The organism is Vibrio sp. V43_P6S15P86, from assembly GCF_009904725.1.
GTDB lineage: Bacteria > Pseudomonadota > Gammaproteobacteria > Enterobacterales > Vibrionaceae > Vibrio > Vibrio diabolicus.
Genome location: NZ_WXWT01000135.1, coordinates 13,067 through 29,375 on the forward strand (window position 1 = coordinate 13,067; position 16,309 = coordinate 29,375).

The window sequence follows — 16,309 nt, forward strand, 5'->3', positions numbered from 1 at the left end:
CCCTTAACCAGTAGTTTTCACGTTTGCTTCGGTCTTTGCCGAGCTATAAGAGCCGACCAGAACTAGTCGGCAATTTTTGTATTCTTTACTCGAAATATTCTTGAAGCAGTGAAGCGGTCATATCGGGTGATCCGCAACACTGCGACATTCCTAAGAGCGAGTAAATTAAACCGAGCGATTAACCAGCATCGACTTAATATGGCCGATGGCTTTCGTCGGATTTAATCCCTTAGGACAAACACTTACACAATTCATGATGCCATGGCAACGAAAAACGCTAAATGCATCATCAAGATCAGACAAACGTTCATCTGTTGCCGTATCGCGGCTATCAATTAGCCAACGGTACGCCGCAAGAAGACCAGCTGGACCGATGAATTTGTCAGGGTTCCACCAGAATGATGGGCAAGACGTTGTACAACATGCACACATGATACATTCGTACAATCCATCTAAATGCGCACGATCATCAGGCGATTGTAGGTTCTCGCGTGATGGTGGTAATGCACCATCATCAATCAAGAATGGTTTAACTTTCGCATAGTTATCATAGAACTGCGTCATGTCAACGATAAGATCGCGCACGACAGGTAACCCTGGCAGTGGACGAATAACTATCTTATCGCCTTGTAGAGCAGATAACGGTGTGATACACGCTAGACCATTTTTACCATTCATGTTCAAACCATCAGAACCACATACCCCTTCACGGCATGAGCGACGGAACGCGATGCTTGGATCTTGCTCTTTTAGCAGAATCAATGCATCAAGCACCATCATGTCTGAGCCTTCGTCTACCTCAAGGGTATACTCTTTCATGTAAGGCTTGGTATCCACGTCCGGATTGTAACGGTATAAAGAGAAGTTCAATTTCATAGTCGTATCCTCCCTTTAGTATGTACGTACTTTCGGTGGGAAAGCTTCACGATGCGTTGGCGTCATGTTCACATCACGCTTAGTCATCGCTTCTGTTTCCGGGTTGTAGATAGAGTGACATAGCCAGTTCTCATCATCACGCTCAGGGAAATCGAAACGAGCATGTGCGCCACGGCTTTCAGTACGGTAGTTCGCCGCTACGGCTGTAGAGAATGCTGTTTCCATCAAGTTGTCTAGCTCTAGACACTCAATACGTTGCGTGTTGAATTCTGAAGACTTGTCCGCTAGATGTGCATCTTTCAGACGTTCGCGAATCACTTTCAACTCTTCTAGGCCCGTGGCCATTGCATCGCCTTCACGGAATACCGAGAAGCTGTTTTGCATGCAAGCTTGTAGGTCTTTACGGATTTGAACTGGATCTTCACCGCCAGTACTATTTTCCCAACGCATGGTACGCGCTAGAGATGCTTCAATATCAGATTCAGTTGCAGGACGTGCCTCAGCTTGCGCTGCGAGCGTTTCGCCAAGGTGCAAGCCAGTCGCGCGACCAAATACAACTAAGTCTAGTAATGAGTTACCGCCTAGACGGTTTGCTCCGTGTACTGATACAGAAGCAATCTCACCACATGCATATAGACCTTGTACTTCCATCTCGCTGCCGTCAGCCTTTTGCTTGATTGCTTGGCCAGACACTTGAGTCGGTACACCACCCATCATGTAGTGACAGGTTGGAATCACTGGAATTGGCTCTTTCACTGGATCAACGTGCGCGAAAGTACGAGACAGCTCACAAATACCAGGCAGACGTGACTCAAGCACTTCTTTACCAAGGTGATCCAACTTCAGCTTAATGTGTGGACCCCAAGGACCATCACAACCACGGCCTTCACGAATTTCGATCATCATTGAACGTGCAACTACGTCACGACCAGCAAGGTCTTTCGCGTTAGGAGCATAGCGCTCCATGAAACGTTCGCCATCTTTATTTAGAAGGTAACCACCTTCACCACGACAACCTTCTGTAACAAGAACACCTGCACCAGCGATACCCGTTGGGTGGAACTGCCACATTTCCATGTCTTGCATAGGTACACCCGCACGCAATGCCATACCTACACCGTCACCAGTGTTGATGTGTGCGTTAGTGGTCGACGCGTAAATACGACCTGCACCACCTGTTGCTAGAATCGTTGCTTTTGATTTGAAGTAACAGATTTCGCCTGTTTCCATACAAATCGCAGTACAGCCCATTACGGCGCCGTCTTGGTTTTTCACCAAGTCTAGTGCATACCATTCCGAGAAAATGGTGGTTTTGTGTTTCACATTTTGTTGGTAAAGCGTATGCAGAAGCGCGTGACCTGTACGGTCCGCAGCTGCTGCTGTACGTGCAGCTTGCTCACCACCAAATTCTTTTGACTGACCACCGAATGGACGTTGGTAGATAGTACCGTTATCAAAACGAGAGAATGGAAGACCCATTTTTTCTAGTTCGATAACGGACTCAGGGCCATTTTTACACATGTATTCAATCGCGTTCTGGTCACCGATGTAATCGGAACCTTTAACGGTATCATACATGTGCCATTGCCAATCGTCTTTGTGCGAGTTACCCAGAGCAACGGTAATACCGCCCTGTGCAGACACAGTATGAGAACGTGTTGGAAATACTTTTGACAACAAAGCACATGATAGGCCTTGTTCTGAAATTTGTAGTGCAGCGCGCATACCTGCACCACCAGCGCCGATTACTACGGCGTCAAACTCACGAACTGGAATAGACACTTACGCACCCCACAGAATAAATAGACCAGAGAAGACATAGCCGAATAGCACGGCAATAACACCAAGTTGCAGTGCGCCACGAAGTTTCGCGCACTTAATGTAATCCGTTAATACCTGCCATAAACCGACCCATGCGTGGATCAGGATCGAGACAAGTGCCAACATGGTGAATACTTTAGTGAAGGTACCACCAAAGAATTGGGTCCAAGATGCGTAAGAGATATCTGAAAATGCACAGAAGCTAATCAGATAAATCGTGTATAGCGTCATAATGATTGCAGTTGCACGAATCAGTAGGAAATCGTGTACACCATTACGACCAAATGAAGATACGTGTTTTACCATACCAAGATCCCCGCCAATAATGATAATACTGCTGTTGCACCAAACGCGACTTTAGCGCTCATCGTGCCAGAATCTAGCTCTTCAAAGTGACCTAGATCCATCAACAAGTGACGGATACCACCTGCAATGTGGTAGGCAAGTGCAGTAAGAATTCCCCACAGGATGAATTTTACGAAGAAGCTATCGACGATGTCAGCGGCTTCCATAAAACCCATTGGGGATGACAGAGAAATGGACAGTAACCACAGTAGTATACCCACCGCAACAAACGTAATTACCCCAGACACACGGTGTAGGATGGATGCGATTGCTGTGATAGGAAAGTGGATGATCTGTAAATCTAAATTAACAGGTCTTGACTTTCTTTCTTTCACGGGCTTGCTCACTCAGCTCCATTGAGCATTTATTGTTATAACCAATTTCAGCTTCCAAACGTACAAAAGTTAACATCTATTTAACAAATATCGCGAGTAACCACCCAGACAATTGTAAACGACTTGTTAACAATCGGAGTCCAGCAACAAACCTCACTCTTTGTTTCTAGCCCCGAATTTATAAGGATTTAACTAAAATTTTCTTAGCCAATATACGGCGAGCAACATTCTAATACAATTGGTGTAACAAATTATGCTACATAGAACAGATTTTTAACGATTTTCATGAGAAAAATCATAACAAGTGCACACAAAGATGGAGAAAAATTGACTTTAAGCTTTAACAACAGTACAAAAATGGCACATAAACATCCTGGACGGATTAAATAATAAACAAAGGAGATTGTTATGGCGGATAAGAAAGCGACCCTTCATGTTGAAGGTCAAGCGCCAATCGAACTGCCAATTATGGACGGTACGCTAGGTACACCTGTAATTGACGTTCGTAAGCTGGGAGCCAATGGTTACTTTACTTTTGACCCAGGTTTTCTTGCCACTGCATCTTGTGAATCATCAATCACGTACATCGATGGCGGCAAAGGTATTCTTTTGCACCGCGGTTTCCCGATTGATCAATTAGCCAATAACGCAGATTACTTAGAAGTATGTTACATCCTTCTTTATGGTGAAGCCCCTACCCGAGAGCAATACGAGCAATTCAAAACGACCGTTACTCGCCATACTATGGTCCACGAACAAATCGCAAGCTTTTTCCATGGCTTCCGACGTGATGCTCACCCAATGGCAGTAATGTGTGGTGTAGTCGGTGCACTTGCAGCCTTCTACCACGACTCTCTTGACATCAACAACGACGAGCACCGTGAGATCGCGGCGTACCGTCTGCTATCGAAGATGCCGACACTGGCTGCAATGTGTTACAAATACTCTATCGGTCAGCCATTTATCTACCCACGCAACGATTTGAGTTACGCAGAAAACTTCCTACACATGATGTTCGCAAACCCTTGCGAAGAGTATGAAGTAAATCCTGTCGTTGCGCGTGCGATGGATAAAATCTTCACGCTACACGCGGATCACGAACAGAATGCGTCGACGTCAACTGTACGTCTAGCTGGCTCTTCTGGTGCTAACCCATTTGCATGTATTGCCGCTGGTATTGCATCACTTTGGGGACCTGCTCACGGTGGTGCAAACGAAGCGTGCTTGAGAATGCTAGAAGAGATTGGCAGCGTCGATAACATCCCTGAGTATGTAGACCGCGCGAAAGACAAAGATGACCCATTCCGCTTAATGGGCTTTGGTCACCGCGTTTATAAAAACTACGATCCACGTGCGACAGTAATGCGCGAAACGTGTCATGAAGTTCTCAAAGAGCTAAACATTCAAGACCCTCTACTAGATGTAGCAATGGAACTTGAGCGCATTGCGCTTTCTGATGAGTACTTCGTTTCTAAGAAGCTGTACCCGAACGTAGACTTCTACTCAGGTATCATTCTTAAAGCAATTGGTATTCCAGTTTCTATGTTTACGGTTATCTTCGCGATTTCTCGTACCATCGGCTGGATTGCTCACTGGAACGAAATGCACAGCGATCCACTGAACCGCATCGGTCGTCCTCGTCAGCTATACACTGGTGAGACACAGCGTGAGTTTTCTCCACTTCACGAACGTGAATGATCTTTTTAGTTAGAAGATAAACAAACAAAAGGGTTGAGATTTTGTCTCAACCCTTTTTTCTTTTCAGCATTTCACGTTATGAATAGCGAACACTAAACCGGATTATCAATATCGATAAACTCGACATGTAGGCCGTATTCATCCGCTAGCCATTTGCCTAAAGCCTGAACACCATAACGCTCAGTAGCATGATGACCTGCAGCAAAGTAATGAATGTCCATTTCTCGCGCAGTATAGGTTGTACGCTCTGAAATTTCGCCAGAGATAAATGCATCTAATCCGTGTTGTACAGCAAGCTCAATAAAATCCTGCCCTCCACCAGTGCACCAACCGACTGTCTCAATCATCTTATCGGTATTCTCTGGAGCAATATGCAGTGGTTCTCTATCAAGAACTTGATTGATCTTGCTCGCAAACTCAGCACCAGACATCGGTTTTTTCAAGCGTCCAAACATGGCTACTGATTGAGGGTGTCCTTCAAGTCCACCTTCTACTTCGATTTCAAGTAAGCGAGCTAATTCGGCGTTGTTGCCTAGCTCTGGGTGAATATCCAGAGGAAGGTGATAACCATATAAGTTGATATCGTTTTTGATCAGACTACGAATTCGTTTACCTTTCATACCACGAATTGGCTCAGGTTCACCTTTCCAAAAATAACCGTGATGAACGAGTAATGCGTCTGCATTAAGCTCAATCGCTTTATCGATTAAGGCTTGAGAGGCAGTTACGCCAGTGATAATACGCTTTACGGCTGGCGTCCCTTCTACCTGTAACCCGTTTGGTGCGTAATCTTTAATTAACTGCGGTGACAGTTTGTCATTAAGAATCTGTTCTAACTTTAAGTTATTCATTATTACTTCCAATTTCTAGCGCATGTAAACCTAAATAACCTCTCGATGAAATCAGACCGAGAGTGTGCAACCTAGTTGATACAACAACGTTTTGACACCTGGCACCTTGATATCATTTAGGTACTTAAAGTGTATCTCGAACCCTAATATCGATGCTAGCCACCCTACCCTCAAAAGCAAATTTAGTTACAATAACAAAGCTTGTCGCCTCACCATACATATAGGGATACGGATGAACCAACTGCAACGCTTTTACCAATGGATCGCCACTTCACCTCCTCTTTTCAAGTTACGCCCTCCGTTTACAACCTTAGAGGATCTTTCGGTAACGCCTTTAAATAACGCTGAGCAATACAATGGTAATCCAAGATTGGGCTTTTTATATCAGCACTTATGCACTGCAGTTCTCTCTAGTTCAGAACGATATCAGGTTATCGCGGAAGAGGTTCAGTTAAACGACATCGAAGGTAAGACTATTGGTGCTATCGACTTGGTGTTGCGGAATACAGAATCAAATCAAATAGAACACTGGGAAGTAGCGATTAAGTTTTATCTTCTTTATAACGGCGTTTGGTATGGTCCGAATGCTCACGACCAGCTGCATACAAAACTGAATAGAATGCTTACTCATCAGTTGAAAATGAGCGATCGCCCGGAATTTCAAAAAATAATTCCGTTAAACGACGCCCCACAAGAGCATCTATTGATGCAAGGACGACTCTATATTAATCCGTTTACTCCAGAGCCAACTCCTAGCGAGTGCTTGGGTTATGAACTAAATCCAAGTCAGATTAGTGGTTACTGGTGCTACCAGCGCCAATGGGATTTAATCGGTAAGCCACTTTATCATTTACACAAACCATGCTGGGCGATTGGTACGGACGATTTCTCTCAACCCATTGAAAAGCCTTCAGACCGATTTGTACATGCACAAACGGAGGACGGTCAATTCTGGTTTGTGGTACCGGATTCGTGGCCCGGAAACGACTCAGTTCAGGAATCTTAAAACGCAAAAGGGTTGATGCTTGCACATAAACCCTTTGTTTTCTAAATCGACTATTGGATGGTTTACAGGCCGGCAGCTGCAAACACTTGATTAACGATCTCTTGTGCTTCTGCTTCGATTTGTTTTAGGTGCTCTTCACCTTTGAAGCTTTCACAGTAAATCTTGTAGATGTCCTCTGTGCCTGATGGACGAGCAGCAAACCAGCCGTTTGCCGTCGTTACTTTTAGACCACCGATTGCAGCACCATTACCAGGTGCATGCGTGAGACGAGCAGTGATAGCATCACCCGCTAGTGTTTCAGCCGCGACCATTTCTGGTGACAACTTCTTCAGTACGTCTTTTTGAGGGCCATTCGCTACAGCTTGAATACGGTTGTATTTCGACTCACCGTGTTTCGCCGCTAGCTCTTCATAGTAGTCTTGTGGGTTCTTACCCGTTACCGCAGTGATCTCTGCCGCTAGAAGACATAACAAGATGCCGTCTTTGTCTGTTGACCAAGGCGTACCATCTTTACGAAGAAAAGATGCCCCGGCACTTTCTTCGCCACCGAAGCCGAATTTACCAGTGTACAGACCATCAACAAACCATTTAAAGCCTACTGGTACTTCACATAGCTCACGACCTAGATCCGCAACAACACGGTCAATCAGTGCACTTGATACTAGTGTTTTACCAACCGCTACATCTTTACCCCATGCGTCACGATGGCGGTATAGGTAGTCGATACACACGGCTAAGAAGTGATTCGGGTTCATCAAACCTTTTGGCGTAACGATACCGTGACGGTCGTAGTCAGGATCGTTACCAAATGCTAGATCGTACTCATCTTTCAATGCCAATAGACCCGCCATTGCGTATGGAGAAGAACAGTCCATACGAACCACACCGTCTTTATCGAGAGACATGAATTGGAAAGAAGGATCAATCGCTTCACTTACTAGCGTTAGGTCTAGGTTGTATGCCTGACCAATTTGACGCCAGTAATCGATGCCGCTGCCACCCAATGGATCTACACCAATCTTCAGGTTTGCTTTTTGGATTGCTTCCATATCGATAACGTTCACTAGGTCATCGATGTAGGGTTTAACCAAGTCCATCTCCACAAACAGATCCGATGCTTTTGCTTCTGCTAGTGGTAAGCGTTTAACACCTTGTAAACCTTCGGCAATCAGTGCGTTCGCACGATCTTCGATAGCTTGAGTCAACTCAGCTTCTGCTGGACCACCGTGAGTCGGATTGTATTTGATACCGCCGTCTTGTGGTGGGTTATGAGATGGTGTAATCACAATACCGTCTGCTTTTTCATCGTGCTTGATGTTGTAAGTCAGAATTGCGTGCGAGATACCTGGTGTTGGCGTGTAGCCGTTATCCTGCTGTACGATGACTTTTACGCCATTCGCAATCAAAACTTCAATCACGCTAGAAAATGCAGGTTCAGACAAAGCATGCGTGTCTTTACCGACAAACAAAGGACCTGTGGTCCCTTGCTGGGCACGAACTTCTGCAACCGCTTGAGCAATAGCCAAAATGTGGTTTTCGTTAAATGTATGCTTATCAGCGGTACCACGGTGACCTGATGTGCCGAATTGAACCTTGTGATCGGGGTTCTTAGCATCAGGTTGAAGCAAGAAGTAATTGGCAACAAGTGCCGGAATATTATGAAGATCTTCCTGCTGCGCTTTTTGCCCAGCACGAGGGTGCATAGCCATGTTTGACATCCTTTCTTTAAATACAAATAAAATTAAAAAAGCCTCATAATATCCGCTAACTGCGACACATTATGAGGCTTCTATCAGGTTTCTTAGATTGAACCTGTTACTTTTTCTATTAAGTCAGGTTGGTACCCCATGTGTGTCATCACTTGTTCAACCATCTGTCTTTTACGACTGGTATTGTTGTTCGTGATAACCCAAAACGGTGTGCCAGGAATGGCTTTTGGCTTGGTCGTGTTGCCATTTGCCAACAAGGTTTCTTCATTATCTGCAAAGTACACGCGTTTGCGTCCCTTTACATTCGTAGCCTGCGCGAAACCTTCTGGATTTAATTTATGTAAGGTCGATAGTACTAACATAAAGCGATCAATCGCTTTTTTTAGACCGGCAAACTCATCAGAAATAAGCAGCGAACGCATTTCTTTCACTACATCAACAGATTCCGTTTTACCCGCATCTTTACTTACTACAATCCCTTGTGGTTTCTCTACTACAGGCGCGGCTTCAGCTTCCTGCAACTGACCATCAAGGTTTAAAAGGCGTCGCAAAATATCCGAGGCGCTTTCACCGATATGCTTAGTTTGGCTAGCAATGTAACGGTATAGATCCTCATCAACCTCAATTGTTTTCATTCGCTTTTCACATTCTCAATGTTTAAACTCTGGGGGATTATAACGAGATCCTCTCGGATACTCCACGTTAAACCCATCACGAATAAGATAAAATGTCAGCATTACTCAACTATAAGCAGGAAGGCCAAGGCCAAACAGTTGTTTTGATTCACGGATTGTTTGGTAGTTTAAGTAATCTGGGTCTATTAGCCCGCGATCTTATTAAAGATCACACGGTGATCAGTATTGATCTGAGAAATCACGGCCTCTCTTTTCACTCAAACATTCATAATTACGCCGACATGGCAAAAGATGTGGCACAACTCCTACAACACTTAAATGTTGATCCATCTATTATTATTGGGCATTCAATGGGTGGAAAGGTCGCGATGACACTGGTGGACATTGCTCCAGAGCTAGTCAAACAGTTGGTTGTGCTCGACATGGCACCTGTCGCCTACACAGCAAACCGTCACGACAATGTGTTTAATGGTTTACACGCCGTAATTAACGAAAAGCCAGCAAGCCGTCAACAAGCGATGGATATCCTAGCTCAACATGTTGAGATCGACGGTGTAAGACAATTTCTCTCTAAGTCACTATACAAAAATGGCGATAAAATGGACTGGCGGTTTAACGTACCGAGCCTTTTTGAGAATTACGCACAAATTATCGGTTGGCAGGAAATTGCCCCAACAGACATACCCACTCTGTTTATTAAAGGTGGTGATTCCGATTACTTAATGCCAGAGCACCAACCTGCGGTGCAAAAACAGTTCAAACAAGCAAAAGCACATATTATCGCTAATACTGGCCACTGGCTTCACGCCGAAAAACCGGCTGAAGTAATGAGAGTCATTCGGAAATACATTTCGAGTTAACAAATTCGAAAAGCAACAATAGATTATTGAAATAACCCTTCTTGTAGTGCATTAACTTTACCGTTTAACAGTGGTATAGTGCGCCCAAGATTTTTCGGCATGAAGGACTAAAATGCTTTACGACTATATGGATATGCTCGAGTCTATTGGGCTCGATCTTCTTTTTGCTGCTATCTTCTTTTTCATCGGGATGGCGATAAAAGATGTGCTAAAGCAAGGCAATGTACCTGTTTTTGGTCGTCGTATTGTATGGTTAGTCCTTTTCCTAGGCTGTGCTGGCTTTATTGCAAAAGGTGTAATTCAGCTAACTTGGGAAGGCTCTGGGTTAGGTTAAACCCTTAGTACCATCGCCAATAACAAACAATGTAAAGGTATAGACTCTATGGCAAGTGTAGGTATCTTCTTCGGTAGCGACACAGGTAATACTGAAGCCGTTGCAAAGATGATTCAAAAGCAACTAGGTAAGCATCTAGTTCACGTTCAAGACATCGCGAAAAGCAGCAAAGAAGACATTGATAACTTCGATCTTCTTCTTCTAGGTATCCCAACTTGGTACTACGGTGAAGCACAATGTGATTGGGATGATTTCTTCCCTGAACTTGAGCAAATCGACTTCTCTACTAAGCTAGTGGCTATCTTTGGCTGTGGCGACCAAGAGGACTACGCAGAATATTTCTGTGACGCGATGGGCACGGTACGTGATATCGTTGAGTCTAAAGGCGGCACAATTCTTGGCCATACTTCAACAGAAGGCTACGAATTTGAAGCGTCTAAAGCACTTGTTGAAGGCGACGACAGCCAATTCGTAGGTCTATGTATTGATGAAGACCGTCAACCGGAACTGACTGACGAACGTGTTGAGAACTGGGTTAAACAGATTTACGAAGAAATGTGTTTAGCTGAGCTTGAAGGCTAAATAAATCGAATTATACAAAGACCTCCGATTGGAGGTCTTTTTGTATATTTTCACAAAGCATCGGTGAGCACTTCCTCTTCGCGATACTGAGGTTTCTTTCTTACATAAAGCTTGCGTTGAACCTCTGAAACCACATTCCCCTGCTTATCTTTTACATGGGTAATAAATTCAGGAAAACACTTTTCTCCATTCCGTGTCATTTGATAAATGTTTTCTAGCATTCCTTCAGTGACCTCAAATTCTGCAAATAAATCACTTTGCCCTGGCTTAATAAAGTTAATACTCGCCTCTTTATCCCACACGTAATACTCCTCGCGTAGAATCCCCATCAGCATCAACGAGTAAATGGGATCAGTTAAAGAGAAAATACTGCCACCATACTGAGTACGATTGGCGTTTTTATTCCACCAGCGAAGTTTCAAACGCACCTTGACGGTACGAAAGTCTTCAGAAATATGTAAGATTTTAATACCAGCGCCCCAAAAAGGTGGCCAAATATTGAGTGCGAATTTTACAATTCCTGGTTTGTATATCTTCGCAAGTCGCTTATTCATCGCAGTCCGTGCCCTCTCTAAGCTCAATGTTACACAATTGTAACTGGTCAGATCTGTAATATAATCGACCTATTTCTAATTTACAAAAAGATTCTATTAACCCTTTGAAGTTCGTGGTTTAATGTTCTGAGCGCTTATCCTATAATGGTAGGAAGATTGAATTCTGTTAAATCGCTGCAGATGATCCAACGGGAAAGTATATGTCAGATAATAATCAGGCGCTGAAGGATGCGGGTTTAAAAGTAACCCTTCCAAGGCTAAAAATTCTAGAAGTACTTCAGCAGCCAGACTGCCAGCACATCAGTGCTGAAGATTTGTACAAAAAGTTGATTGATCTAGGTGAAGAGATTGGCCTAGCAACTGTTTACCGAGTTCTAAACCAATTCGATGATGCTGGTATTGTAACTCGTCACCACTTTGAAGGTGGTAAGTCAGTCTTCGAATTATCGACTCAACATCACCACGACCATCTAGTGTGCCTAGACTGTGGTGAGGTAATTGAATTTTCTGACGATCTTATTGAAGAACGTCAAAAAGAGATTGCAGCTAAGTACAATGTCACGCTAACAAACCACAGCTTATACTTGTACGGCAAGTGCAGTGATGGTGGTTGTAAAGACAATCCAGATGCACACAAACCAAAAAAATAACGGTTTGTTGATTTAAAATAAACGTCAGCTCATGCTGGCGTTTTTTGTTTCTGAGGGCGATATCTTTCAATAGCTGAATTGCCGTACCAACTTTTGTAAAGCGTCGATTAGACTTACCAATTCAAACCTTAATAAACATCATTGTTTTGCCTCCAAACCGAACATTTATCAAACGTCCCTCGTTCTTAAGCAACTCCCTACACTACCTATAACCGCCGCATTACGATAATGAGAATAAAAAAATGCCAGCATTTGCTGGCATTTTTATCGGCTTTTGCATTAATCGAGATTATTGGTTCTCAATTTTTGCCCAAGTATCACGTAGACCAACCGTGCGGTTGAATACTAGTTTATCTGCTGAAGAATCTTTCGAGTCTGCGCAGAAGTAACCCATACGCTCAAACTGGTAGCCTTTTTCTGCTACTGCAGACGCTAAGCTAGGCTCTACAAAACCATTGATCACAACTAATGATTCAGGGTTGATTGTAGAAGCAAAGTCTTCTGCTGCACCCGGGTTTGGAACCGTAAATAGACGATCGTACAGACGGATTTCCGCTGGTAATGCTTTATCAGCTGATACCCAATGAATCACACCTTTTACTTTACGGCCATCAGCCGGGTTCTTACCTAGTGTGTCTGCATCGTAAGAACAGAAGATAGTCGTGATGTTGCCTTCGGCATCTTTTTCAACGCGCTCTGCTTTGATCACGTAAGCACCACGTAAGCGAACTTCTTTACCTAGCACTAAACGCTTGTACTTTTTGTTCGCCTCTTCACGGAAGTCTTCACGCTCAATCCACAACTCTCGAGTGAATGGTACTTCACGCACACCCATCTCTGGTTTGTTTGGGTGATTAGCAACCGTCAAGTTTTCTACTGCACCTTCTTCAAAGTTTTCGATAACAACTTTAACAGGATCCAGCACAGCCATTGCACGCGGAGCGTTCTCGTTTAGGTCATCACGAATACAAGATTCTAGTGAGCTAAACTCGATCATATTTTCTTGCTTCGTTACACCAATACGCTTACAGAACTCACGGATAGATGCTGGCGTGAAGCCACGACGACGCAGACCTGAGACTGTTGGCATACGTGGGTCATCCCAACCGTTAACCAGTTTTTCCGTGACGAGTTGGTTAAGCTTACGCTTAGACATCACTGTGTATTCAAGGTTTAAGCGACTAAACTCGTACTGATGTGGACGGCTTTCGATCGTGATGTTGTCCAGAACCCAGTCGTACAGACGACGGTTATCCATAAACTCAAGCGTACAGATAGAGTGTGTAATGCCTTCTAATGCATCAGAGATACAGTGCGTGAAGTCGTACATTGGGTAAATGCACCACTTATCACCAGTTTGGTGGTGCGTAGCAAAACGCACACGGTATAAAACTGGATCGCGCATAACCATGAATGAAGAACCCATGTCAATCTTGGCACGAAGACACGCTTTACCTTCTTCAAATTCACCAGCGCGCATTTTTTCAAATAACGCTAAGTTCTCTTCAACAGAACGGTCACGGTATGGGCTTGGTTTACCTGGCGCCTTTAGCGTGCCACGGTATTCACGAATCTGCTCTGGACTTAGCTCATCTACGTACGCTAAGCCTTTGTTAATCAATTCAATTGCATATTCGTAAAGCTTATCGAAGTAGTTTGATGAGTAACATACTTCACCACTCCACTCAAAGCCCAACCAGTTTACATCTTTCTTGATAGACTCAACGTATTCGATGTCTTCTTTTTCAGGGTTCGTATCGTCGAAACGTAGATTACATTGACCCTGGTAGTCCTGAGCAATACCGAAGTTCAAACAGATAGACTTAGCATGACCGATATGCAGGTAGCCATTTGGCTCCGGCGGGAATCGAGTATGCACGCTAGTGTGTTTACCATCCGCTAGATCTTTATCAATGATCTGGCGAATAAAGTTTGATGGACGAGCATCAGCTTCACTCATCTATAGCACCTCAAAAATATTAGTATTGTCAGAGAAAACGGAACTCTGCATCCAAGTATGGTTTTGCAGAGTACATTGTTTCTAATGATCCACAATTCTAAGCAATTAGACAACAAGAACTCGCGCTAAAACGACAATATTTATCGAGTTAGTGCGAAAGCACAGCAGATTCAAAGTGCCAAAACAAAAAAAGACCTCCCGAGGGAGGTCTTTAGTCAGATATCAGTTCGATGTAATTAAGGCAATTTTACATTCGATAGGTCTTCATTAGCACCGATTGCTTTCATTTCGCCAGCAACGATTTCAGCTAGAGGGCCAAGGATAACTTGAAGGTTGTTTTCGCCAAGTTTAACCACACCTTTCGCACCCAATTTCTTCAGTACTTCCTCATCAGCAACTGAACGATCTTTTAGCGTCAAGCGTAGTCGAGTGATACATGCGTCGATTGAAGTTAGGTTGTCATGACCGCCAAGTGCTTTTAAGTATTGGCGAGCTAGGTCACCACTTTTCTTCTCACCAGCAGGCGCTGCAGCTTCGCTGTCGTCATCTTCACGACCAGGCGATTTCAAGTTGAATGCGCGGATTGCGAAGCTGAATGTGAAGAAGTATAGAGCACCAAAGCCAAGACCAACTGCACCAAGTAGTAGCGGTTTAGTTGCTAGACCGTAGTTCAACAAGTAGTCAATTAGACCAGCTGAGAATGTGAAGCCGTGTAGCGTACCAAGCATGTTAGCAACAACTAGCGACAGACCAGTGAACACTGCGTGAATCGCGTATAGTGCAGGCGCTAGGAATACGAACATGAACTCTAGAGGCTCTGTGATACCAGTTAGGAATGAACAGAATGCAACAGAGAACAATGCACCACCAACTTGGCTACGTTTCTCAGCAGGAGCCGCTAGGTACATTGCAAGCGCCGCACCAGGTAGGCCGAACATCATTACTGGGAAGAAACCGTTCATGAACACACCAGCGCTCTTATCGCCGCCGAAGAAACGGTGTAGGTCACCAGATTTTACTGTTTCAGTTACTTCCTTCACTGTTGCAGTGATTTCAGGAGTGACAGAGTTAGCGAATTCAAATGTATGAGTTTGACCAGCCACAAGCGTTTTCGCTAGCGCAGGATCCACACACAGTTGTTGTAGAGCAGGAAGCGCTTGACCCGCAGCATTTGCACCAGTTACTAGCACTTCTTGACAAGACCCCATACCAAACCAGAAGAATGAGTTAAGTACGTGGTGTAGACCTACAGGAATAAGGGCTCGGTTCAGTGTACCGTAGATAAACTGACCAATAGCGCCAGAAGTTGAGATGCCATGAGCAAGCGCATCTAGACCACCTTGAATTGTTGGCCATACAATGCCACCAACTGCACCAGCAACTAAAGCGAATAGACCTGCCATAATCGGCACTAAACGTTTACCAGAGAAGAAAGCAAGCCACTCAGGAAGACGTGTAGCATGGAAAGCGTTGTAAGAGTGGCCAGCAATAATACCTGCGATGATACCACCAAAGAACGACATGTTTACTGATGCATCAATTGTTGACGCTGTCGCTGTCAGTACAAAGTACGCAACTGCACCAGCAAGGCCAGCTGCACCTTGACCGTCTTTAGATAGACCGATCGCAATACCAAGGCCAAATAACAATGGAAGGTTAGAAAAGATTGAGTTACCTGCTTGTGCCATAAATGCGATGTCAAAAACATCCGGCTGGCCCAAGCGCAGTAACAAGCCTGCGATTGGCAAAGTCGCAATAGGAAGCATAAGAGCTTTACCTAACTTCTGCGCGTATCCGAGAATATTCACCTTAAGTTCCCCCTATAGGATTAGATGTTATGTTGAATGACTTATTTCAGTCGTCCAATTTAGTCATCCTCAGTTTATGACATTAATTTTGCTCCGCAAATTAAAAGCTCACCGTTTGTGATCATAATCACCACAATTTGCCCTTTCGGAAGGTTTTTGCTAGCGAGATCATAAAACTTATTTTATTATACGAAAAAATGGCGTTTTAAAGATAATATTCTCGCACTTTATGCAAGGCAGAATCAGTGTTATTTTGGTATCTAGGCGGGTAAATAACTGTAACTT

Annotated in this window: 16 protein-coding genes; 6 read left to right on the top strand and 10 right to left on the bottom strand. The window is 44.1% G+C overall.

Annotated features, from left to right (window positions below; translation table 11 throughout):
• Positions 1-165: 165 nt before the first annotated feature.
• Genes CAG69_RS06005 through sdhC form a run of 4 tightly spaced genes read right to left on the bottom strand, consistent with a single transcriptional unit; the run spans position 166 to position 3,389 of the window.
• Positions 166-876, bottom strand: a complete 711-nt coding sequence (locus CAG69_RS06005; RefSeq protein ID WP_005382174.1) for a succinate dehydrogenase iron-sulfur subunit — start codon at positions 874-876, stop codon at positions 166-168.
• Between the two features lie 15 nt (positions 877-891).
• Positions 892-2,658 (bottom strand): succinate dehydrogenase flavoprotein subunit, encoded by a 1,767-nt coding sequence (sdhA, locus tag CAG69_RS06010; protein WP_005393016.1) that lies wholly within the window; start codon positions 2,656-2,658, stop codon positions 892-894.
• Positions 2,659-3,003: a succinate dehydrogenase, hydrophobic membrane anchor protein gene (gene sdhD, locus CAG69_RS06015; RefSeq protein ID WP_005382169.1), complete on the bottom strand. Its 345-nt coding sequence runs from the start codon at positions 3,001-3,003 to the stop codon at positions 2,659-2,661. It abuts the gene before it with no gap.
• A complete protein-coding gene (gene sdhC, locus CAG69_RS06020; protein ID WP_161443176.1) occupies positions 2,997-3,389 on the bottom strand; it encodes a succinate dehydrogenase cytochrome b556 subunit in 393 nt (130 codons plus the stop codon). Before sdhC ends, sdhD begins: the two co-directional genes overlap by 7 nt.
• Positions 3,390-3,785: 396 nt before the next feature.
• Here sdhC and CAG69_RS06025 point away from each other — a divergent pair, with 396 nt between their 5' ends.
• The gene (locus CAG69_RS06025; RefSeq protein ID WP_005382163.1) at positions 3,786-5,075 is read left to right on the top strand and encodes a citrate synthase; all 1,290 of its coding nucleotides are present in this window, start codon (positions 3,786-3,788) and stop codon (positions 5,073-5,075) included.
• A 92-nt stretch (positions 5,076-5,167) separates the two neighbouring features.
• Here the strand turns inward: CAG69_RS06025 and CAG69_RS06030 are convergent, their stop codons facing one another.
• Positions 5,168-5,926, bottom strand: a complete 759-nt coding sequence (locus CAG69_RS06030; protein ID WP_005393019.1) for a Nif3-like dinuclear metal center hexameric protein — start codon at positions 5,924-5,926, stop codon at positions 5,168-5,170.
• Positions 5,927-6,158: 232 nt separating this feature from the next.
• Here CAG69_RS06030 and CAG69_RS06035 point away from each other — a divergent pair, with 232 nt between their 5' ends.
• Positions 6,159-6,932: a DUF1853 family protein gene (locus CAG69_RS06035; RefSeq protein ID WP_161443178.1), complete on the top strand. Its 774-nt coding sequence runs from the start codon at positions 6,159-6,161 to the stop codon at positions 6,930-6,932.
• A gap of 62 nt (positions 6,933-6,994) precedes the next feature.
• Here CAG69_RS06035 and pgm read toward each other — a convergent pair whose 3' ends face one another.
• Both pgm and seqA read right to left on the bottom strand, forming a co-directional pair.
• The gene (gene pgm, locus CAG69_RS06040) at positions 6,995-8,641 is read right to left on the bottom strand and encodes a phosphoglucomutase (alpha-D-glucose-1,6-bisphosphate-dependent) (RefSeq protein ID WP_114322600.1); all 1,647 of its coding nucleotides are present in this window, start codon (positions 8,639-8,641) and stop codon (positions 6,995-6,997) included.
• Positions 8,642-8,733: 92 nt separating this feature from the next.
• Positions 8,734-9,276 (bottom strand): replication initiation negative regulator SeqA, encoded by a 543-nt coding sequence (gene seqA / locus CAG69_RS06045; RefSeq protein ID WP_005393026.1) that lies wholly within the window; start codon positions 9,274-9,276, stop codon positions 8,734-8,736.
• A gap of 92 nt (positions 9,277-9,368) precedes the next feature.
• On the opposite strand from seqA, the gene CAG69_RS06050 reads away from it, so the two are divergent.
• From CAG69_RS06050 to fldA, 3 genes are all read left to right on the top strand, one after another.
• Positions 9,369-10,136: an alpha/beta fold hydrolase gene (locus tag CAG69_RS06050; protein WP_046874257.1), complete on the top strand. Its 768-nt coding sequence runs from the start codon at positions 9,369-9,371 to the stop codon at positions 10,134-10,136.
• A 112-nt stretch (positions 10,137-10,248) separates the two neighbouring features.
• Entirely contained in the window at positions 10,249-10,470 is a 222-nt protein-coding gene (locus tag CAG69_RS06055) for a DUF2788 domain-containing protein (protein ID WP_005393038.1), read from the top strand.
• A 48-nt stretch (positions 10,471-10,518) separates the two neighbouring features.
• A complete protein-coding gene (gene fldA, locus CAG69_RS06060; RefSeq protein WP_005393040.1) occupies positions 10,519-11,052 on the top strand; it encodes a flavodoxin FldA in 534 nt (177 codons plus the stop codon).
• Positions 11,053-11,102: 50 nt separating this feature from the next.
• Here the strand turns inward: fldA and CAG69_RS06065 are convergent, their stop codons facing one another.
• Positions 11,103-11,606, bottom strand: coding sequence for a DUF4442 domain-containing protein (locus tag CAG69_RS06065; RefSeq protein ID WP_005393042.1), 504 nt, complete (start codon positions 11,604-11,606; stop codon positions 11,103-11,105).
• Between the two features lie 200 nt (positions 11,607-11,806).
• Between CAG69_RS06065 and fcrX the strand changes: the two genes are divergently transcribed.
• Complete coding sequence (gene fcrX, locus CAG69_RS06070) at positions 11,807-12,256, top strand: ferric iron uptake transcriptional regulator FcrX (protein WP_005382141.1); 450 nt, start codon at positions 11,807-11,809, stop codon at positions 12,254-12,256.
• A gap of 289 nt (positions 12,257-12,545) precedes the next feature.
• Here the strand turns inward: fcrX and glnS are convergent, their stop codons facing one another.
• Both glnS and nagE read right to left on the bottom strand, forming a co-directional pair.
• Positions 12,546-14,216, bottom strand: coding sequence for a glutamine--tRNA ligase (gene glnS, locus CAG69_RS06075; RefSeq protein WP_047009533.1), 1,671 nt, complete (start codon positions 14,214-14,216; stop codon positions 12,546-12,548).
• Between the two features lie 236 nt (positions 14,217-14,452).
• A complete protein-coding gene (gene nagE / locus CAG69_RS06080) occupies positions 14,453-16,024 on the bottom strand; it encodes an N-acetylglucosamine-specific PTS transporter subunit IIBC (protein WP_006742711.1) in 1,572 nt (523 codons plus the stop codon).
• Positions 16,025-16,309 lie beyond the last annotated feature (285 nt).

What these genes read in the sequence shown, in the direction of transcription:
- CAG69_RS06035 (WP_161443178.1), top strand. Translation starts at nt 6,159, where the DNA reads ATGAACCAACTGCAACGCTTTTACCAATGGATCGCCACTTCACCTCCT.
- CAG69_RS06005 (WP_005382174.1), bottom strand. Translation starts at nt 876, where the DNA reads ATGAAATTGAACTTCTCTTTATACCGTTACAATCCGGACGTGGATACC.
- CAG69_RS06030 (WP_005393019.1), bottom strand. Translation starts at nt 5,926, where the DNA reads ATGAATAACTTAAAGTTAGAACAGATTCTTAATGACAAACTGTCACCG.
- pgm (WP_114322600.1), bottom strand. Translation starts at nt 8,641, where the DNA reads ATGGCTATGCACCCTCGTGCTGGGCAAAAAGCGCAGCAGGAAGATCTT.
- seqA (WP_005393026.1), bottom strand. Translation starts at nt 9,276, where the DNA reads ATGAAAACAATTGAGGTTGATGAGGATCTATACCGTTACATTGCTAGC.
- glnS (WP_047009533.1), bottom strand. Translation starts at nt 14,216, where the DNA reads ATGAGTGAAGCTGATGCTCGTCCATCAAACTTTATTCGCCAGATCATT.
- fldA (WP_005393040.1), top strand. Translation starts at nt 10,519, where the DNA reads ATGGCAAGTGTAGGTATCTTCTTCGGTAGCGACACAGGTAATACTGAA.
- CAG69_RS06055 (WP_005393038.1), top strand. Translation starts at nt 10,249, where the DNA reads ATGCTTTACGACTATATGGATATGCTCGAGTCTATTGGGCTCGATCTT.
- CAG69_RS06050 (WP_046874257.1), top strand. Translation starts at nt 9,369, where the DNA reads ATGTCAGCATTACTCAACTATAAGCAGGAAGGCCAAGGCCAAACAGTT.
- fcrX (WP_005382141.1), top strand. Translation starts at nt 11,807, where the DNA reads ATGTCAGATAATAATCAGGCGCTGAAGGATGCGGGTTTAAAAGTAACC.
- sdhD (WP_005382169.1), bottom strand. Translation starts at nt 3,003, where the DNA reads ATGGTAAAACACGTATCTTCATTTGGTCGTAATGGTGTACACGATTTC.
- CAG69_RS06065 (WP_005393042.1), bottom strand. Translation starts at nt 11,606, where the DNA reads ATGAATAAGCGACTTGCGAAGATATACAAACCAGGAATTGTAAAATTC.
- CAG69_RS06025 (WP_005382163.1), top strand. Translation starts at nt 3,786, where the DNA reads ATGGCGGATAAGAAAGCGACCCTTCATGTTGAAGGTCAAGCGCCAATC.